The sequence below is a fragment of the Candidatus Vicinibacter affinis genome, assembly GCA_016714365.1.
In the GTDB taxonomy this organism is placed as follows: domain Bacteria; phylum Bacteroidota; class Bacteroidia; order Chitinophagales; family Saprospiraceae; genus Vicinibacter; species Vicinibacter affinis.
Map to the genome: position 1 here is coordinate 1 of JADJNH010000002.1, position 16,846 is coordinate 16,846.

General features: G+C 51.2%; 20 protein-coding genes. 14 read left to right on the forward strand and 6 right to left on the reverse strand.

The window, feature by feature from the left end:
- Positions 1-165 precede the first annotated feature (165 nt).
- Positions 166-417, forward strand: coding sequence for a hypothetical protein (locus IPJ53_00110; protein MBK7797497.1), 252 nt, complete (start codon positions 166-168; stop codon positions 415-417).
- Positions 418-2,658: 2,241 nt separating this feature from the next.
- Positions 2,659-2,853 (forward strand): hypothetical protein, encoded by a 195-nt coding sequence (locus IPJ53_00115; GenBank protein MBK7797498.1) that lies wholly within the window; start codon positions 2,659-2,661, stop codon positions 2,851-2,853.
- A 77-nt stretch (positions 2,854-2,930) separates the two neighbouring features.
- Here the strand turns inward: IPJ53_00115 and IPJ53_00120 are convergent, their stop codons facing one another.
- The 4 genes from IPJ53_00120 to IPJ53_00135 all read right to left on the reverse strand — a co-directional run bounded on the left by IPJ53_00120 (position 2,931) and on the right by IPJ53_00135 (position 5,245).
- Positions 2,931-3,074 (reverse strand): hypothetical protein, encoded by a 144-nt coding sequence (locus tag IPJ53_00120; protein ID MBK7797499.1) that lies wholly within the window; start codon positions 3,072-3,074, stop codon positions 2,931-2,933.
- Positions 3,075-4,056: 982 nt separating this feature from the next.
- Entirely contained in the window at positions 4,057-4,197 is a 141-nt protein-coding gene (locus IPJ53_00125) for a hypothetical protein (protein ID MBK7797500.1), read from the reverse strand.
- Between the two features lie 10 nt (positions 4,198-4,207).
- On the reverse strand, positions 4,208-4,663 hold the full coding sequence (locus IPJ53_00130; protein ID MBK7797501.1) for a hypothetical protein: 456 nt from the start codon (positions 4,661-4,663) through the stop codon (positions 4,208-4,210).
- Positions 4,664-4,993: 330 nt separating this feature from the next.
- Positions 4,994-5,245, reverse strand: coding sequence for a hypothetical protein (locus IPJ53_00135; GenBank protein MBK7797502.1), 252 nt, complete (start codon positions 5,243-5,245; stop codon positions 4,994-4,996).
- 386 nt (positions 5,246-5,631) lie between these two features.
- Here IPJ53_00135 and IPJ53_00140 point away from each other — a divergent pair, with 386 nt between their 5' ends.
- From IPJ53_00140 to IPJ53_00195, 12 genes are all read left to right on the forward strand, one after another.
- Positions 5,632-5,817 (forward strand): hypothetical protein, encoded by a 186-nt coding sequence (locus IPJ53_00140; GenBank protein MBK7797503.1) that lies wholly within the window; start codon positions 5,632-5,634, stop codon positions 5,815-5,817.
- A gap of 311 nt (positions 5,818-6,128) precedes the next feature.
- The gene (locus IPJ53_00145) at positions 6,129-6,326 is read left to right on the forward strand and encodes a hypothetical protein (protein ID MBK7797504.1); all 198 of its coding nucleotides are present in this window, start codon (positions 6,129-6,131) and stop codon (positions 6,324-6,326) included.
- 2,101 nt (positions 6,327-8,427) lie between these two features.
- Positions 8,428-9,120, forward strand: coding sequence for a hypothetical protein (locus IPJ53_00150; protein ID MBK7797505.1), 693 nt, complete (start codon positions 8,428-8,430; stop codon positions 9,118-9,120).
- 297 nt (positions 9,121-9,417) lie between these two features.
- Entirely contained in the window at positions 9,418-9,687 is a 270-nt protein-coding gene (locus IPJ53_00155) for a hypothetical protein (GenBank protein ID MBK7797506.1), read from the forward strand.
- Positions 9,668-10,057 carry a hypothetical protein gene (locus IPJ53_00160; GenBank protein MBK7797507.1) on the forward strand — a complete coding sequence of 130 codons (390 nt, stop codon included), beginning with the start codon at positions 9,668-9,670 and terminating at the stop codon, positions 10,055-10,057. The genes IPJ53_00155 and IPJ53_00160 overlap by 20 nt, the downstream gene beginning before the upstream one ends.
- Positions 10,035-10,559 carry a DUF3638 domain-containing protein gene (locus tag IPJ53_00165; protein ID MBK7797508.1) on the forward strand — a complete coding sequence of 175 codons (525 nt, stop codon included), beginning with the start codon at positions 10,035-10,037 and terminating at the stop codon, positions 10,557-10,559. The genes IPJ53_00160 and IPJ53_00165 overlap by 23 nt, the downstream gene beginning before the upstream one ends.
- Complete coding sequence (locus IPJ53_00170) at positions 10,504-11,292, forward strand: DUF3638 domain-containing protein (GenBank protein MBK7797509.1); 789 nt, start codon at positions 10,504-10,506, stop codon at positions 11,290-11,292. The genes IPJ53_00165 and IPJ53_00170 overlap by 56 nt, the downstream gene beginning before the upstream one ends.
- Before the next feature lie 85 nt (positions 11,293-11,377).
- Positions 11,378-12,151: a DUF3645 domain-containing protein gene (locus IPJ53_00175; GenBank protein ID MBK7797510.1), complete on the forward strand. Its 774-nt coding sequence runs from the start codon at positions 11,378-11,380 to the stop codon at positions 12,149-12,151.
- A 22-nt stretch (positions 12,152-12,173) separates the two neighbouring features.
- Complete coding sequence (locus tag IPJ53_00180) at positions 12,174-12,584, forward strand: hypothetical protein (GenBank protein MBK7797511.1); 411 nt, start codon at positions 12,174-12,176, stop codon at positions 12,582-12,584.
- Positions 12,585-13,134: 550 nt separating this feature from the next.
- Positions 13,135-13,860, forward strand: coding sequence for an EF-hand domain-containing protein (locus IPJ53_00185; protein ID MBK7797512.1), 726 nt, complete (start codon positions 13,135-13,137; stop codon positions 13,858-13,860).
- 546 nt (positions 13,861-14,406) lie between these two features.
- Positions 14,407-15,285, forward strand: a complete 879-nt coding sequence (locus IPJ53_00190) for a hypothetical protein (GenBank protein MBK7797513.1) — start codon at positions 14,407-14,409, stop codon at positions 15,283-15,285.
- A 505-nt stretch (positions 15,286-15,790) separates the two neighbouring features.
- Positions 15,791-15,943, forward strand: a complete 153-nt coding sequence (locus IPJ53_00195; GenBank protein ID MBK7797514.1) for a hypothetical protein — start codon at positions 15,791-15,793, stop codon at positions 15,941-15,943.
- A 263-nt stretch (positions 15,944-16,206) separates the two neighbouring features.
- On the opposite strand, the gene IPJ53_00200 is transcribed toward IPJ53_00195, so the two are convergent.
- Positions 16,207-16,398 carry a hypothetical protein gene (locus tag IPJ53_00200; GenBank protein ID MBK7797515.1) on the reverse strand — a complete coding sequence of 64 codons (192 nt, stop codon included), beginning with the start codon at positions 16,396-16,398 and terminating at the stop codon, positions 16,207-16,209.
- Positions 16,399-16,568: 170 nt separating this feature from the next.
- Positions 16,569-16,829, reverse strand: a complete 261-nt coding sequence (locus tag IPJ53_00205) for a hypothetical protein (GenBank protein MBK7797516.1) — start codon at positions 16,827-16,829, stop codon at positions 16,569-16,571.
- Between the last annotated feature and the right edge of the window lie 17 nt (positions 16,830-16,846).

Consider the following 16,846-nt stretch of genomic DNA (forward strand, 5'->3'; position numbering starts at 1 on the left):
ACCTGGTGCTCTGTTGCAGCCATTGCAGATGATTCTGGATTACATGCAGCAGCAAAGTGGCAGGAATAGATCTCCAACTTGGACAAATTCCACTTGAACGGATTTGAGCCAAGCAGACTCCTGCCTTGATTGATATGTCCACCAACGAGTCGAATGCTGGATCAAATGAGATGCACGAGCTGTTCACCACATCATTCTTGGAATCCAAACACAGGCAATCGCGACAGTTCTTTTGGGAACGCAGGAGAATGCTCGATGGCTGCAACCGCTGCAAAGCAGGCAATTGTCGAGGAAAGTATTCTTGAGGATCTGATGACGAGGAAACTGCGAAACTTGATGCAATACTGTCCGCCTGACAATTGGCCACCATGTTGCGAATATCGCCAGAAGAAACATTGTTTCCTGACTCCAACTTAGATCTTCAAGTTCAAATCGACAAACCAACCAGTCTTGAACGATACCTGACATGTCCAGAGCTGCAAGAGCGGGACTTGTGAAGGAGGCAGCGGAAACACGTCCAGCGAGATTATTGCTGAAGGTAACCAGCGACGCGGGATTGAACTGATCCATGATTGTTTCGAGCACGTCGCTCAAATTCTCCGCGTCATACAAAGAATTAGATCTGATATCCAAAGAACTCGTTCGCAAACAGTCTTCTCGTTCGATACTGGAAAGCTGGACACTTGGCTGCTGGCCAAGAACAGCACGTTACAGTTGCAAATTGAGGGACTCAGCACTGGCAAACTTGTAAATCGGTTAAGAGAAGCATCAACAGTTGGCAAGCCGAGCAAGGAAGGAGGAAATTCTGAAATTGAATTGTTCGCCGCCAGCAACGTCGATAGAAGATGCACGTTCTCGAATACGTTGGAGTTTTGTTTGTTATTGGACAGCAGCAGCTGAGGCAATCGAGTCAGGCTGCCAATCGACTTGGGCAGCTGGTTGTCGGAGAGAACAAGCCGAGTCACATTTCCATTCTTGTTGCAAGTCGCCACTCCACTGTGGAGCGGACCGATTGTTGAGAGCAAACATCTCCTCCAGCACCGCTTGTTTGTTGAGGCTGAGGGAGTTGCTGACAAACCCCGAGTTCATTCCATTCAACTGTTTTCGGCTCAACAGCATCGTTGGACGGCAAAGCGGCGCAAAGGGCCAAATTTCTCAGCAGTCGGCCGAGTTGGCTGGGAAAGAGACAGCGGGTCCAAATGCAGTTTGGTGCTCCACTAACAGTCGTCTCGCCTCGTCCATCCTCTCGACCCTCTGGAGCCATGAATGAACCAAATTCGAAGGAGAGCCGAAAAAACTCCTCCAAACTCGCCCCTTCCACTCCCTCTCTTCCGTCCTCGCCTCCCACCAACACTGCTGTCCGAATAGATCTGCCATTTGTGTGTTTGCCGCACTGAGCCACACTGGGTTTCTGTCCAAACTCTCAAATCCACGGTCATTCCTTTTCCAAAGTGTTGAGGACAGCAAACAGCATGCCGTCCTGTCCTTATTTCACCACTGCCTCACTTGCGTATCCTCAGTTTCCCCTTTGTTTTCCACGGCAGCAAAAGCAAAATTCCCTCCAATGAATCGGAACAGCGGCTTGCCAGCGCCAAGAGACGATGCCCCCACAGAAGCTGATCAAGACCCCGAGGATTTGGTGACAAGTCGTTGCAAGTTCTGGCAATAACTCGCAGCAGTCAGTTTGACCGAGTCTGGCATCCCAACTCCTTTCCAAACAACTCACTCGCTTCCGTCTTCCAATGTTTGGACATCAAACGAGTGTCTGGATAGCAACAGCAGTCCACACGACCTGTTTCTATCACTGCACTCTGGACTGGTCCACCGAATCCACCAATTCGTTCCAGTGTGAGTGTGTGTTTGAGTGAGTGTGTTTGTCGAGTTCAGACCACCATAACGAGGACCTGCTCTGCACTCGTGGAGACTGAGGCTGTTTGACCTCTCCAGTCTCTCTACCTCCACCACGAGAGGCGGATGGCAGATTGGGGGGCTGGACACAGAGAGTCAGTCATCTGCTTGGGGTCTCGATCCATGGTCTCTGTACTTTCTGTTTGCTCATCAAGAGATTGGCAGATTTGGACTTTACTTTTTTTTTCAGCTTCGATTTGGTTTCTCCCTTTCCTCTGGACGAAAATTGGCGAAAAACTTGCTGACTGTGGATTAGGAGAACAAACAAACAAACCAACAGAAACGACTCGTCGTGTCGATGCGGTGGATGAAAAGACTCATTGATTGTGCTCTGACCCACCAAGAATGATGAGGCTGGAATTGGATCTCACGAAGCGAAGGACTGAAGAGGCGACTACTTGGTGTGTGTGTTTTTATGACGAGGAGGAGAGGTCGAAACAGCTCTTTCTGGACCAAGCAGTTCCTACACCAGCAACGGGGTTGATTCGATCCCTCCCAGACTGGTTCACACAGACAGAGAAAGAGAGAAAACAAAGAATGACGAACAGGAGAGACGAAATCCGAATCTCGGCGTTGGGAATGAAATTGAACCTATTCGGCATAAACACGAACGAGGTTTGTGGACCACTGATTCACCGAAACTGCCTCTGCCGATTCCTCAGCGAGTCTCCATTGGTCTTGTCTTCAGCAAACGAGTTGGATCTGCCACAATCGAGGCATTATCCCAATCCAGAGAACTGACCACCACGAATGAGAACTGAATGGAGAAAGAAATCAAGGAGGAGCAGGTCAGAGCATGAGCTCGCTCCATCCTCCACTGTCTCCGCCTCTTTGAGGAGCATTCTTTGGGGCGGATTACTGCACTATTTGGCACTGGACGATACAGAGATGGAGTTCTCCTTGTGGAATGGAGCTGCCTCCACCCATTTGGAGACCTCACAATAATAGACTCCACCAACACGATGTTTGATTGGGGCGGCCAACGAAAGGGATTATTGTCCCTCAATTTATTTCATTCGTTGCTATTCCAATTCGGACAGAGCCTCATTTCCCCATTCCTGCACGCCTCCATGATTTGGGTGGGCAATCAAAGCCAATTCGATGAGCTGTTTGAAACCCATTGCCAGAGCCTGACGTTTGTTGTCTGCAATCCACCAAGAAAGCATCAGCTACTCACCAAACCAAGGCCAACACCACAATGAAATTACCACTGTTGACAGACAAGTTCCAAGCAGCTCCACAAGCCTACTCCATCACACCAGCTGATTGCATGTGAACCTCAAACACTCGTTTCAGCAACACCAAGAATCCCTGTTTGGCCATCTCCTCCTGGTTGGCAGCTAGTCATCAATCACCACCCATCATCAGCTCACACCATCTCTCTCCTCCACCTCATTCCACTCACAACTAACAACACACACCAACCACACTCCATCTCACTCATCCATCCTCACCATTTGCAGCCAAGTTCCTAGCAGCTCCACAAGCATACTCCATCACACCAGCTGATTGCATGTGAACCTCAAACACTCGTTTCAGCAACACCAAGAATCCCTGTTTGGCCATCTCCTCCTTGATGGCATCTAGTCACAACAACTCTCTCCTACTCATCCCACAACCACCCACCTCAGCGCGACCCTAGCCTTCCTTTCCTGGTTGGCACTAGTCACATCACCACCCATCATCAGCTCCCTCTCCCTCCACCTCATTCCTCACAACTAACAACACACACCCACCACACTCCATCTCACTCATCCATCCTCACCATTTCAAAGCCAAGTTCGCAGCAGCTCCACAAGCATTCTCCATCACACCAGCTGATTGCATGTGAACCTCAAACACTCGTTTCAGCAACACCAAGAATCCCTGTTTGGCCATCTCCTCCTTGTTGGCAGCTAGTCATCAATCACCACCCATCATCAGCTCACACCATCTCTCTCCTCCACCTCATTCCACTCACAACTAACAACACACACCAAACACACTCCATCTCACTCATCCATACTCACCATTTCCAGCCAAGCTCCTAGCAGCTCCACAAGCATACTCCATCACACCAGCTGATTGCATGTGAACCTCAAACACTCGTTTCAGCAACACCAAGAATCCCTGTTTGGCCATCTCCTTCTTGTTGGCAGCTGCTCAAGGTTAGCAAACATCCAAACGAGCCAATTCAAGAGCCAACTTACCAAGCCAGCAAAAATACATGGTAAAGGCCAACGCTCCACTCAAGAGTCGTTCATCCTTGCCAATTCCATCATTCACCACTTGCAGAAGTCGCTTCAACACCTTGGCGTGTTCAGAGGAAGCCACTGTTTGCAGCTCGTTCCGTGTATTCCTCCTTCCATTTCGGATACTTTCTCGCCAAGGCCAAACACGAGTCAGACCAATTGTCTGAGCCTCTCAAAAGGGCTGATGAGGCCAGCTGATAGTCATCCAAGAATCGTGGTCCTTTGAGCTCAATCTGGGAACTGGCTGGCTGGTTTGGTGGCGAGACTGCAAGGAAAGAACAATTAGACCACAAAAGAAACAATCCAACACAAACCAACTCGCCTTGCTGTTCCAGCTTGTCGAATCTTCTCCTCCAATTCGGCTTGTCTCTTCGATTGACGTCGGAAAGCATCAAAGCCGCTTGACGTCGGAAAGCATCAAATTCCTGTTGGAGTTTTTCGATTTGTTTCTTCCTTTCCGCCTCAGCCGAAGAGTCAGAGCTGGAACTGTTCCTCATCTGTCCCCAAAAGAGTAGACCCCTCAATCAACACATTTCACACTCTCTCACGCCATTCCGTCGCTACCGGCTCATTGTTTGGCGGCGCTGCTTCTGTGATATCGCCGTCTTTCAGTCCCTCCACACCCAAACTCCTCTTTCTCCCTCCTCTCATTACCTTGAATTCTGACAGCCTCCTTTCGTTCTGCCGTGTTCCCCTCTCTGTTTAGTCATCCCTCCTCTCTCCTCTCCTCGTTCAATAGCTCACCTCCAGCTGGAGGAGGAGGAGCAAGGACAAAGTAAGTCTTTCTGTGTTCAAGAGGCTTAAAAGGGTCCAAACTCTGCTCGATCATAAGCTTGGACAAGAAGAAGAGACAACTAACCAAACCTCACCTCAATGAACTCTATCGTTCCAGATTGGTCAATGGAGTCAAGCAGCTGTTGAGAGGGCTTCTCTTCCAACACCACCAACTGCCACGCCTTGCAAGGCTTTATCTCCTCTTCTCTTTGCTTCCACACCGCCTCACTCAAAGCGCCGAGAGTGGAGTCGTTCGGCAGAGACACGATGACCTTTTGCCCCGCCACCTTGCTCCCCAAGTACAGCGCGTAAGCCACTGACACTGAGGACATGGCTTTAGTTGCCTCAAGTAGACACAGTCAACGAAGTTTTTGTGGGGCTTATTTGGCAATCCGGGACTATTTGGCAATCCTAGAGTTTCTGACTTTACTTTTTTTCTGTCTCTTTGGTGCTCAAGACAGCTCAACAAGGATCAGCAAACGGTCTGTGTCAAGACCCAGCTCGACCTGTGGGGACGACTCTCTGTTTGCGAATCATCCTCTCTTTGTGAGCTGATGGTGAGAGAGAGGATAGTGGGGGCTCAGCTTGCTCGGGGTGTTACTCCCCACTCCTTGGCGTCGACCTCGTCTTGTCGGCGAACAGAGACTCGATTAGGACTCAGCCAAACTGAAGGGACTGCTGCTGCTGATTGATGCATGAGAATGGCTTGTTCTTAACAATGGAATGGCATCTTTGCAAACTTGGTGGTGGTCTCCCCAAGTCTTGGCTGCTCTTGAGGACGCTGAAAGAGACCGCAGTGGTGTTGCTTGGACAGTCAGACGACAGTGGACATATCAAGGTGGACACTCAGCTTTTTCAATTCAATTCGATTGGAGATAGTTGGCGGCCAAACGGGAGAGCGTGAGAAGCCTCTCCTATGGTCCTCCTTCCGTGGCTGCAGCTGCTCGATGCCGCAATTGGCCGAACAGAACCGACAGAGGACACGAAAGATCTCCATGCGATAAAGGAGGAATTGGTGTCATCATCAGCTGCTGCTGCTGCAAATGACCCCTGCATGAACACTCTAGTTCGTGCTCTTCCCGGTCGTGAGGACTGTCGTTTCGATGACGCCATTGCGCGGATTTATGCACTGCACAGAGGTGCACGTGGTGGATTACGAGGCAGACTGCATGTTCGTTCATCAGCCGAAGCGAGAAGGCTCCTCCGAAGCACAAAATGGGCGTGTCTGTTGACGCTTACGCCATGCTGGGAAACCTGTTCAGTCGTGGGATCGGAGTGTCCAAATTCTCAAGCAGAGAATGGAGAGTATTGGGAGTTGGCAGCCAGTCATCAGTCTTGGTTTGTGTGCTATCAGGAGGGGACTCTTGGAAAACCCAGAGATCTCGTCCTCTTGATGTCAGCGATGAAGTCTAATGCGAATTGGTGATGTTGCATCAGCCAAGCGGTGGTTCAAGGCGTTCCGTCGGTTTGGGTGTTTACCAGCAGCCAATATCAAAGAGGAGAGAAAAGGTGCAGGAGGGCTGCTGCAAGTTATGACATGGAGAGGCTGCTCTTTCTCCACGACAAAGTGTGGAAACGAACACACACCGCATGTCGGTTGAAGAACTGGAACGACTAACTCCATATGTCGAGAGGCTCTCATTCGGGGGGAAAGCCATTGCGACCGAAATTGTCGAATGTGTCCTCAGCCGAGTTGCTGAATGGAATGCAACGTGGCGTGTCGAGCTGGCCATGTTTGATGGCGTACTCTCATCTGAGGATCCACTTGGTTCGAATGGTCTGGACAGAAAGTTTGCGCCAAACTCTCTCCCTCCACAGCAGAAATTGTCCTTTGCGGTTCCCCGTGAGTGGTGGTGTGGCCTACGCTGAGCGATTGACGCGAGACTATCCTAATGATTTTCGAGTGTGGCGCATTTGGGGCGCGATGTGTTGCTTTGACGCTCGCTGTGACGATGATGCAGGAGATAGCAAAATTGAAGGCCACGCCACACAATGGTGTCGGCCGCGTTTCAGCCTCGTGTTTGATGACATTGTGGATCCGCACACATTGGTCATTAACCGATGATTTGGCGGCTTTGGCAAGAGCTGCTGAAAGCCAGATGACTCTTTGCTGCTGAGTCTGCGACCAAAGACGAACACCGATGTTTGGGACGAGCGTACTTTACGATGGCATCATGCTATCTGGAGGTCACTTGTGGATTTCGATCGTATTCGTTTCTGGTTTGAAGCGGGAGAGAGAGAAACCTCCCCCAGCTCTTGCAAACTGAAGCTGGTTTTCCAAGGAGAGCATTCCTTCTGGCGGTCTTGGAGGCTCGGAATCTCATGCGAAAAGAAACCTGTCAAGAATGAGCCTCTGTCTGTGCGTCATGGAGGAGAGGTGCTGAATGGACCGAAGCGGCCGTTGATTCTTCGGTCTTCGGCTCATCCGATTGTCGGAGAGATCAGGAGGAACGAACTCCATGGGCAACGGCGTTCAGTGGTCAGCATGTCTCCATGGCTCCTGCTCTATCTGCCTCCCCAGCGCTCGCCTCAGACCTTGTGCCGATTTCTCCAGAAGAAGAATGGTTGTTGGAATGCGTCGTGTTGTCAGTTCCGATCGCTGAGGGATTTCAGGTTCTTATCAAAGACTCGTTCCGCGACTGCCTTCGATTGTCCCTCCATAATGTCTCCGTGGAGGCGCTTCGACCTGGCGGAACTGTCTTAAGACGGTGGAGTTTTGGCTCGGTGGAGAGTTCTTTATTGAGCGACTGAGAAGAATGGCTTTCAAGCAATTGGCCATTCTTTCGATGGTTGCATGGCCCTTCTGCTCTGCTGTTGCCTTTCAGCAAAGAATCTAAGCTGGTAAGTCGGAAGAAGAGGAGTGTAGTCGACAAGGCGTTCAATTTCTCACACAGAGAGAGATTAGCAAACGAGAAGCCGCTGTCATTCAAGACGGTCCACATTCGATTCTGAGGACCCGCCAAGAGGAACGACATCCGATTAACGCGGGGGGCTGTGCGGATTGCTGATGATCGATTTGGTGCCGATTTGCGACCATGGAGGGGACTCTTAGAATTTCAAGCTCACAAGGAAACTCATGTCCCAAATCACTCTTAGGGCATTCTGGGACAGGTTTGCTCTCACATCCGCAGTATTGGCGCTGGCTTCAAATGCTCATGTGTCTCCAGATTCGCAGATTTCTGCTCTGGATCGAACAGCACGTTTGTTCGGGTGATGCATTTCTTGTTCCAGCGCAGAGAAGGCGGCTTGACAGGGCCGTGGGGTTCATCGAGAGTGGCTTTTGCATCACTCGTGAGTCTGGAGCTGTTTTGTGAAGATTGCTGGTTAGGAAAGCGTTTTCACATTCAACAGCTGGGATTTTGGCTGGCCCAAGAGTCGACCAGTTCCTACGTTCTGGATTGTCATTCGGACGCTCACACGTGTCGCATCATCAACACGGTGGTGGCAGACAGTTCGGTGCAGTGTCCTTGGGACCTCACCAAGCAGTTTTCGCGCTATGTGACCAAACTGCCGCATGTTAGCGCCAGCTTTGGATGAGGAGCCACCATTGTTGGAACTGTGCATTACTGATATGAAGGATCCTCGATTCGACCCCAAGGATTACACCGAGTACGAGATTGTATTGGTGAGAAACCGCAAGAACTACGTCAACGCGTATTTGGGCAATGAGCCAACTTGCGTTCAAGACACTCCTTCACGCGGCACCAACGCAGGTCACTGGCTACGAACCTGCGATTATTCGTGTCTGCAGGCTCAGCCAAAGGACTGGCAGCAGCTGACGGTGAACTACGCCGCGCCGCAACAATTGGCTCTGAATTGTGTTGATATGTTTTGGAAAGGCGCCGAGACTTTGGACGGACAAACCGCCTTCTGTGGGTTTCTCTTCCTCTACAATCTCCTGACGGGCACGATCAAGTGCAAGATTGCGATGCAGGACGACTCGCAAACTGTGGCTGCATTTGTTGGCCGATCTGGTGTGTCGTCGGTGCTGAGCATTCTCTTTCACAATCCGCATTTGCGTGAAATGGTGTCCAAGTTCAAGGATACACGCAAGATGAAGTTGCAGACGATCAATGGCTGGACAGACGAGAACGAGGCGTCGTCGCCACTGGATGAACTGTTTTCGACTTTGCTGCCAATTCTGCGGTCTGAGAGTGAGTGTTTGTTATTGTTTTTACCTTTTGGTTTGGTGGATTGGTTTGATTGAGTGTGCGGAATGATAGTGAACTCTCTCTATACACGCCTTTGCCAGATTATCCGCGACCACTGAAGCCGTTGCAGCACCTCAAAGTGAAGCCAATGGCAGAGCTCAGTGATTTTGGCTCTTCGCAGCGATGCATTGTGACACAGAATGATGCTCTGGCCATTTCGGCGGCAAACCTGAAAGCGTTTGATGTCTTTGAATCTGGAGTCGATCGTAGTGAATCTGGGTAAGGAGATTGAAGCATATGTGGTGTGAGGTTCTGTGATTCTAATACTGCAAACAGATCGCAAGAGCAAGAACATGGCGCTGCTTTCCGGACATTTGACATTTGACGTATCGCATCATCCTCAGGCGCAAAGAGAGGTGGCGAAATCGATGATTTCTCGACTCGAATTGGACATGAAGACGTTTGCCGATCGAGAAAACACGGCTTCGGAGCCGCGATTGTGCTTCTTGCTCGACTCAGATTGCGAGGAGTTGGTGACGGATCCGATGGGTGCCAAGATGGCGGAGGCTGAGAAGACCCTCAAGGCCATTGTGGACAGTTTGTTTGTTGCAGCTGCGAAATGAAGACAGCAAGTACGTTGGAGCCGCCATTCCGCAGATAATCGGCATCGCCAATCAGGTTCCGCTGCCAGCACTGGCACCGACAGCGGCTGCTGATGAGGAGAAAGACAAACTGGGTCGACTGGTGAGGCGCTATTCGGGACAAGAGGCCAACTTGTGGCTGGAGTTTTTGGTGGCGTCATTTCTATCGTCGAAAGTGGTGCGTGACCTGAAGAATGTGAATCCATTTTTAGCCGAGGAGGACATTGACCGCATGATGCGAATCGTGGAAGCGATGATTCTACACGCGAATCGCATCGCGCATATCAACCGATGTTTGAATGACGCGCGCGACTTGCAGCAATTGTTTCATGACATTCAGCCAGCCGAGTGACAAGTTGCCTGATGCAAACCCGCAGCTGCAGCGCCAAGTGAGTGTATCCGAGAGCGACTCAGCATTGCGCGCAGGGTTGATGCAGAAGGGCGAATCGCTGGCGCGCAATCTAACCACGGAGCGCCATTTCATCTCCAAAGTGGAGGTAGTACCAGAGCCCGATGTGCCTGAAATCGGGGCTGTGACCCCTGAGGCGAAAATGAAAAAGGAAATGATGGTGTACGATCCACGCTTCCTCGTGTTCGAGTTTACGTGGTCTATCGTGTTGCGCAAGATGCAGGTCGCGTTGGTGAACGAGTTTATGAGCAATTTCAAACACGGCAAATCGTTGGTGAAACAAATGATCATGGGACAAGGAAAGACGACAGTGGTGGGTCCTCTTCTGACACTGATGTTGGGAACTGGCGAGTATGTGGTGACTCAGGTCGGAGTTTTCTCGCTCGGTTTTGCGATCCACGTTTTCGTCCATTGTCCACAAGCGTATCTTTACCTTGAGTTTTGACCGTGCAACCAAGGTTAACGAGGGTCTGTACAAGAAGCTGCAAAATTCGATCAAGACCAAAGGAGTGGTCATCACCACACCTACGGCCATCAAATCCATCCTCCTGCGTTATCTGGAGGCACTGTACGTGTTGGAAGACGAAAGTCGTCAACGACCGGCCACAATTCGTTCGGATGTGCAGCAATTGAGTCGTATTTTGCAGCTGCTGCGTGATGGGTGTCTGATCATGGATGAGGTGGACTTGATTCTGCATCCGCTCAAGAGCGAGCTCAACTTCCCGATCGGCGCCAAGCACGATTTGGACTTTAGTCCGCTGAGGTGGAAATTGCCGATCCATTTGCTGGACGCCATCTTTTATGCTGAGCGGGGACGCATGTCGGTGGGCTTCAAAGAGAGCTCTCGTGCCGAGTCAATTTTGACGAAACTGCGGAAAGTCATTGACCGTGGTTATGAGCTGCGAGCTCTGCAACGCAATCCACACATTGTGCTGCTGAACCCCGACTTTTATCACAGCGACCTCAAGGCTATCATGATGGAGTGGGCTTTGGAGTCGCAGCACTTTACTGGCGTGGGCGAGGACGAAATCCGCAAGTACGTGTTGGAGGGTCCTCAATCCGATCAGAATCTGGCGGAGAAGGTTGAGTGGCGGGTGAGCCGAACGCATATTAAGCTGCTCAATTTGTGCCGCGACTGGTTGCGATCGTTTCTTGCCGCATTGTCTGCAGAAGATTGACCGCGTGACGTTTGGGTTGTTGTCGAAGGAGGACTATGAGCGTGCTCTGGCGGCCGACCCTCACATGCCGCGAACTCGTGCCAAGTTGGGAATTCCTTTTGTGGGCAAAGACGTGCCCTCGCGTTCATCCGAGTTTGCTCATCCGGATATTATCATTGGACTCACTATCCTTGGGTACCGATACGAAGGACTGCGTTGGACCGATTTCGTGGACATTATCGAGAGTTTGCGAGCCACGTTGACCAAGGAAACGGGACCGTTCAACGAGCGCAAGTCGTCGAGACTCTACAACCGCTGGGTGAAGGAGGCAGGAGGGCGTATCCGAGGCGCGCCAAAGTACGTGGTCGACGAGAAGGACGAGGATAAGAATGCAAACGATCTGGCGGATGCTGTGGTGTCTGGCGAAGGACCCAAGACGCCGCGACTCCAGCTGGACTCTGATGACAAGGCGAAGAAAGGAGAGGCAGGGCGGAAAAGAGACGGAAGAGTGGAGGTGGTGTCTTTGAGGCTCCTCAAGCGGTCGAATGAGGAACAGATGAACCAACTATTCAATCTGCTCCGCAAACTTCCCGATATTATCCACTGGTATCTGTTGGAGATGATTTTCCCTTTGTACATGCGACATCAGAATATCAAGTTAAGTGTCTGCGGCCAAGAGCTTGGAGGCGAGATACTGTTCCGCCGACGCATGGGCTTCAGTGGACCTTCTGCCAGTGGAGCTGGGTCGCTGTGGCTACGAAAAGGGGTCAGACGGCTTGATGATTCATTACATGACCGATCCCCTCATTGTGTCTCAAGCGGTGATGTCTCTGTTGATCAAGATTGCTACCCACCATCCGCGCATTCACGCGCTAATTGACACTGGAGCGTTGATTACCGGAATGTCGAATCTGGACGTGGCTAGATTCCTCTTAGCCTATGGCTTACCATGGGCTGACGGTGTTGTATTCCTGGACGAATTCGATCGGAAAATGATTTTGGTGCGTGCCACTGGACGCGTAGTGAAATTGGCACAGTGCGGTATCAGTGTGAAACGGCGCTTTGCCTTTTACGACCAAGTCCACACCACAGGAATGGATATCCAACACGTGCTGAACGCCAAGGCTGTGTTGACGCTGGGCAAGGATATGACTTTCAGGGACTATGCACAGGGAGCGTTCCGTATGCGAGGCATTGGACGCGGACAGACCATTCACTTGTTTGTGATTCCCGAGGTTGATCGTCTCATCGACCGTGAATTGCTGGCTGCCAAGATGCCGCCAAGCGACTGGAGGAGATTACGGCGCGGCTAATCATCAACAGCATGGAGAGTGAACGCGTGCAATACAACACGTTGTGTTTGCAAAATGTTGCCAATACTTGGCGAAAGAACGGGTATGCGGCGTTGGTGCATACGTTTGACAAGTTTTTAGAAGACGGCGCCAGCAAGGAGCCTTTCTTGCGTCGCAGTCTGGACCTGTTCAAGGAGCCGATCGACTCGTCTCTCGAGGCTGGAGTCCCCAAGCCGCGACTGTTCAGTGAGACGATTCGGAGCCGCGCACAGAAGAACAGTGAATTTGTGGACGGCACTGGCGAGCTCATCGTAAAGCAAGTGTTGAATGCCGTGGTGGGTTTGACAGAAGAGGCCACTGCGGAGGAGGAGGTGGTGTACAATGCAGAAATGGTGCAGGAGCAAGAGGAGGAGAAGGAGCAGCAGCAGGAGCAAGAGATTGAGATTGAAAAATATGTGGATTTGGCATACAGCCGCGAGAACGAGGAGCCAACACCTTGGCCATTCGCCTCTCTGCGTGCATTGGAAGGCGCCTCTCAGCCAAAGAGTTTCACTTGTACAAGCGCAAACCGTTGGCTTTTGCCGACTACCTCTATGTGTCTAACAATTACTTTGATCGCCGCTGGTCAGGTGCTCGCCGCATCAAGAATGTCGTGGTGTCTCTGGAGTGGATTCCATCTTTGGCCGGCTTGATTGGCCGCGAGATGGAGGCGAGGCAACTCACGGAGAAGCAAGAGGTGGCATTGAACAAGGCCTTTTTGTTGTTCGACGCGAACAATAGCGGCGACATTAGCGAAGATGAAATGGTGCAGATCATTCGTGCTGCCGTGGACTTCAAGCCCGACAATGACCAGTTGAAGGAGATGATGGACAAATTCCGCTCCAACGACACCAAGCGAATCGAGTACAAGGAGTTCCGCAAATTTCTGCTGAGTGGAGAGTACCGCCACGAGGAGTCGGGCCGCTTTACCACGGCCGTGTCGTTGGCGGAGGCTGAGACCATTCGGCGCATCATGCACATTCGACTCGAAAAGTCGATTATTGATCATGCTGACACCTCGATAGCCTTGCGTTGTGTGCCGGCAGGGAACTCGGTGCTGGACGCCTCGCTGGGGTTTGTGGAGCCGGCCGCATATCAGCGAGATGTGGCACACCAAAGTTTGCGATTCTTGGACTGTGACATGTTCTACAAGGATAATCAAATCAACGTGCTGGTGCGAGCTCTGCAAGGAAGCACGCCGAGGGACCGCATTGTAAGTATTTTCTTTGTTGTGTGTCTTGTGAGGAGGACAAGCTGAGCGTTTGATGGGACACAGAATTTCTTTGAGCAAATCATTGGATGCCGACGCCGCATGGCCCGCAAGTGGGAAGAAACGCCACTGGCCAAATTCTTCTCGGTGGCTGACGAATTCACAATGCTGAAGCAACGAGCTCATGCTGCTCGTATGCGAATGTCAATTGCTGGCCGTGGACTCATGTCGTATGTTTGACTATTCTCGAACTGGCCTCTTGGCCCCCGCGAACGTGTTTGGAGCATCTGAGTGGCTGGAGCTGCCAGTGAGTGCTCTGGATGTGATTGACATGATTCGAATTGCCGATTCGGATCGTGACGGGTAGGTGTTGTTTCATTCTTTTCATTTTGTGTGTGTCTGCTGCTCTGTTGACCATCGACCGACTGAAACACACCCGCGTTCCTAGGAATCTCAACTATCGTGAGTTCTTGGAGATTGTCCGCGACCCTGACGCCAAATTGGAAGATGTGGACGACAGCAACTCGGGAGGTGGAATGGTGAGTGGCTCTCGTGCGACTTGATCAAAAAGAGAGAAGAAGAAAACTCATTTCGTTGAATCCACTTTCACAGCCCAAGTTTGCTTCCAACACTGACGGACTCGCTAGTCCTGCGCTGGCCCCACAGGAATCCCCAGAGTTGCTCAGCGAAGAGAGCAAGGACAAGATGAACAAGGCCTCGTTCACGCGCATCAAGCCCAAGGGTGAAGAAGAGTTGCGCCTGCTCCTGGAGCAGCAGCTGGCGGAAGAGAGACGCGTCGAAGAGGACGACCTCAAACAAACTGCTGCTGAAGAGGAGCGCATTAAGAGCGAAATTGATCGCGAGGAGGAAATGAAGGATCTGATGCAAGAAGGCGGACCTAATCCTCGTATTCATCCCGACTCAATCCGCTACAACTTTACTACGGGTCGACGACCACGGGGCATGACAACTCGAGGCGACCTGGCCTACCAATCGGAGGGAGATGCTAGTTATCTCAAGGTGTACAAGGGCAGCATGCTATTCCTGCCGCTGCAATTCAGTCCCAATGGTTCAGGCAAGAAGCTCAATCAGTACACCGTAACGATGGAAATTCAACTGCTGGAGCCGGCGCCTTCTGCCGCCGCTTCCTCGTCTTCTGCAGTCGCATCGTCTCCAGTGCTGGGCAGTGCCTCGCTCAGTCCTTCGCTTCGAGGGTTGGATGAACGCGGCATTTTCGACCGACGAACCACCAGCGGAGTTCCGGCAGCTGCCACTGCCTCGGCCTCCCCTTCAACCAGCAAGATTGCACTGCTGCAAACAGCGCGCTACAACGAGGACGCAGCAGAGATCTACATGCAAAATGGTCTAGTGGACAGGCAAATCCTCATGGTGTCCCTCAATCATACACATGCAAGAAGCGGCCTTGGGGACCTGGCAAACGCAAACAAAAGAGCCGGTAGAATATGCAGGTGACTAAGAGCAGCCACTTGGACGACATGGCCAGCTCATTGGCAGTGAGCTTACAAGTCGAGTTGCCATGGCCTGTTACCAGCATCGATTTGTCGTTTTCCCACATTGGGCAGAACAATGAGCAATGGGCGACCTTCGATGATCTTGACGAATAAATCAATTTGACCGACTTTCGGGGGGAGAGAGAGACAGGCCGAAACAATGAGTTGCACATGGAAATTGGGTTGTCCAGCTGCACTCCTTTCAACGATTGGCTGGCCTCTAAACGAAGAACAGTTCCATCCAAGGAGCTCTGAAGATTCTCAGACTCCTCAAGGTCAGCAGACCTTTTCAAAATGCATGCGGCACACAAACTGGGAGGAGCAGTCAGTAATATTCCCAACGATTGACCAACAAGAATCACCTCGGGGCAGTTTGTTGATTGGCAGATGCTTTAGAAATCCACCCCCCAAAAGGCGAGGTTCTCGCCACAGAGATTGGCCTCACCAATGTCGACGACATAATAGGAATGGGAAATCGTGACGGAATGCTCGGCGATACTGGTCGAATGCGTCCGAATTCAATGCTTGCTCTGGCTTTTGAACACCAAATTTGCTGTGGAGGACCGAGACTCGCTACTGACACCCGCCTGCTCATCGATCCTGCAATAAAAAACACATGACCCTCACTCTGCTGCAGATCCGACTTGAGAACTTGCACATTTGCCACGACGTGAAAAAGAAGCGGAACTAGACGCCTCACCCAGCAAAATAATGCTGAAAAGAGATTGTAAGTCCTCCTCCCATTGGAACCACATGACGGGCAAAGAGCAGTTCCAATCGAGAAACCAGTTTTGGCGGGGATGATATGACATGAGAGATGGAAGAGACTTTGCCACGCCAAGGTATTTACTCGTCGAGTCTCCTCCATCACACACCGCACCTCCTAGCGAATACGATACTGAGCCACACTCACTTCTGTTTTGATTTGCTGAGGAAAGCAGCCCCTGTGCGTGCCTTTGGTCGAGACTGGCTGACATGAGGTGGCTTGCGATCCAAATTGCCTTGCAGAAACTTCTCCTGCCAAAGAAAATGCCGTACAATGGGCCAACAGAAGATCGCCTCCAAAAGTACTCATAATCACTCAGCCACCCAACTGTGACGAACAACTGTCAAGTCTATCACATTTATCCACAGGAAAATCATCAACACAACCCTCTCTCCAATGTCCCCCACTCATGCTCTCGTTCCTCAGGAACCAAACGCCCAATCCACTTGGACGACATGTACTTCTGGCCAGCAACTTGATTATGCCACAACAATATGTACAAACTCTCCTCTCTTGTCCACTTCTTCCAACAAGTACAACGGAAGAAGAGATGATTTCAGGCATTCAGTGACACACACACCTTCCAAAGCCGTCCATCCTCGTGCCTCGTTGCCCAAATTGGCGAAACCTCGAATGGACTCAAATCCACCCAAAAGCAGCTTGACAGCCACATCGAGGTGATGGCACTTGGCCAGAAACACCGTTTTTGTTTGGTTGTACTTTTGGAGGCAAGCGGGCAAAGGATCCAGCTCCTCTG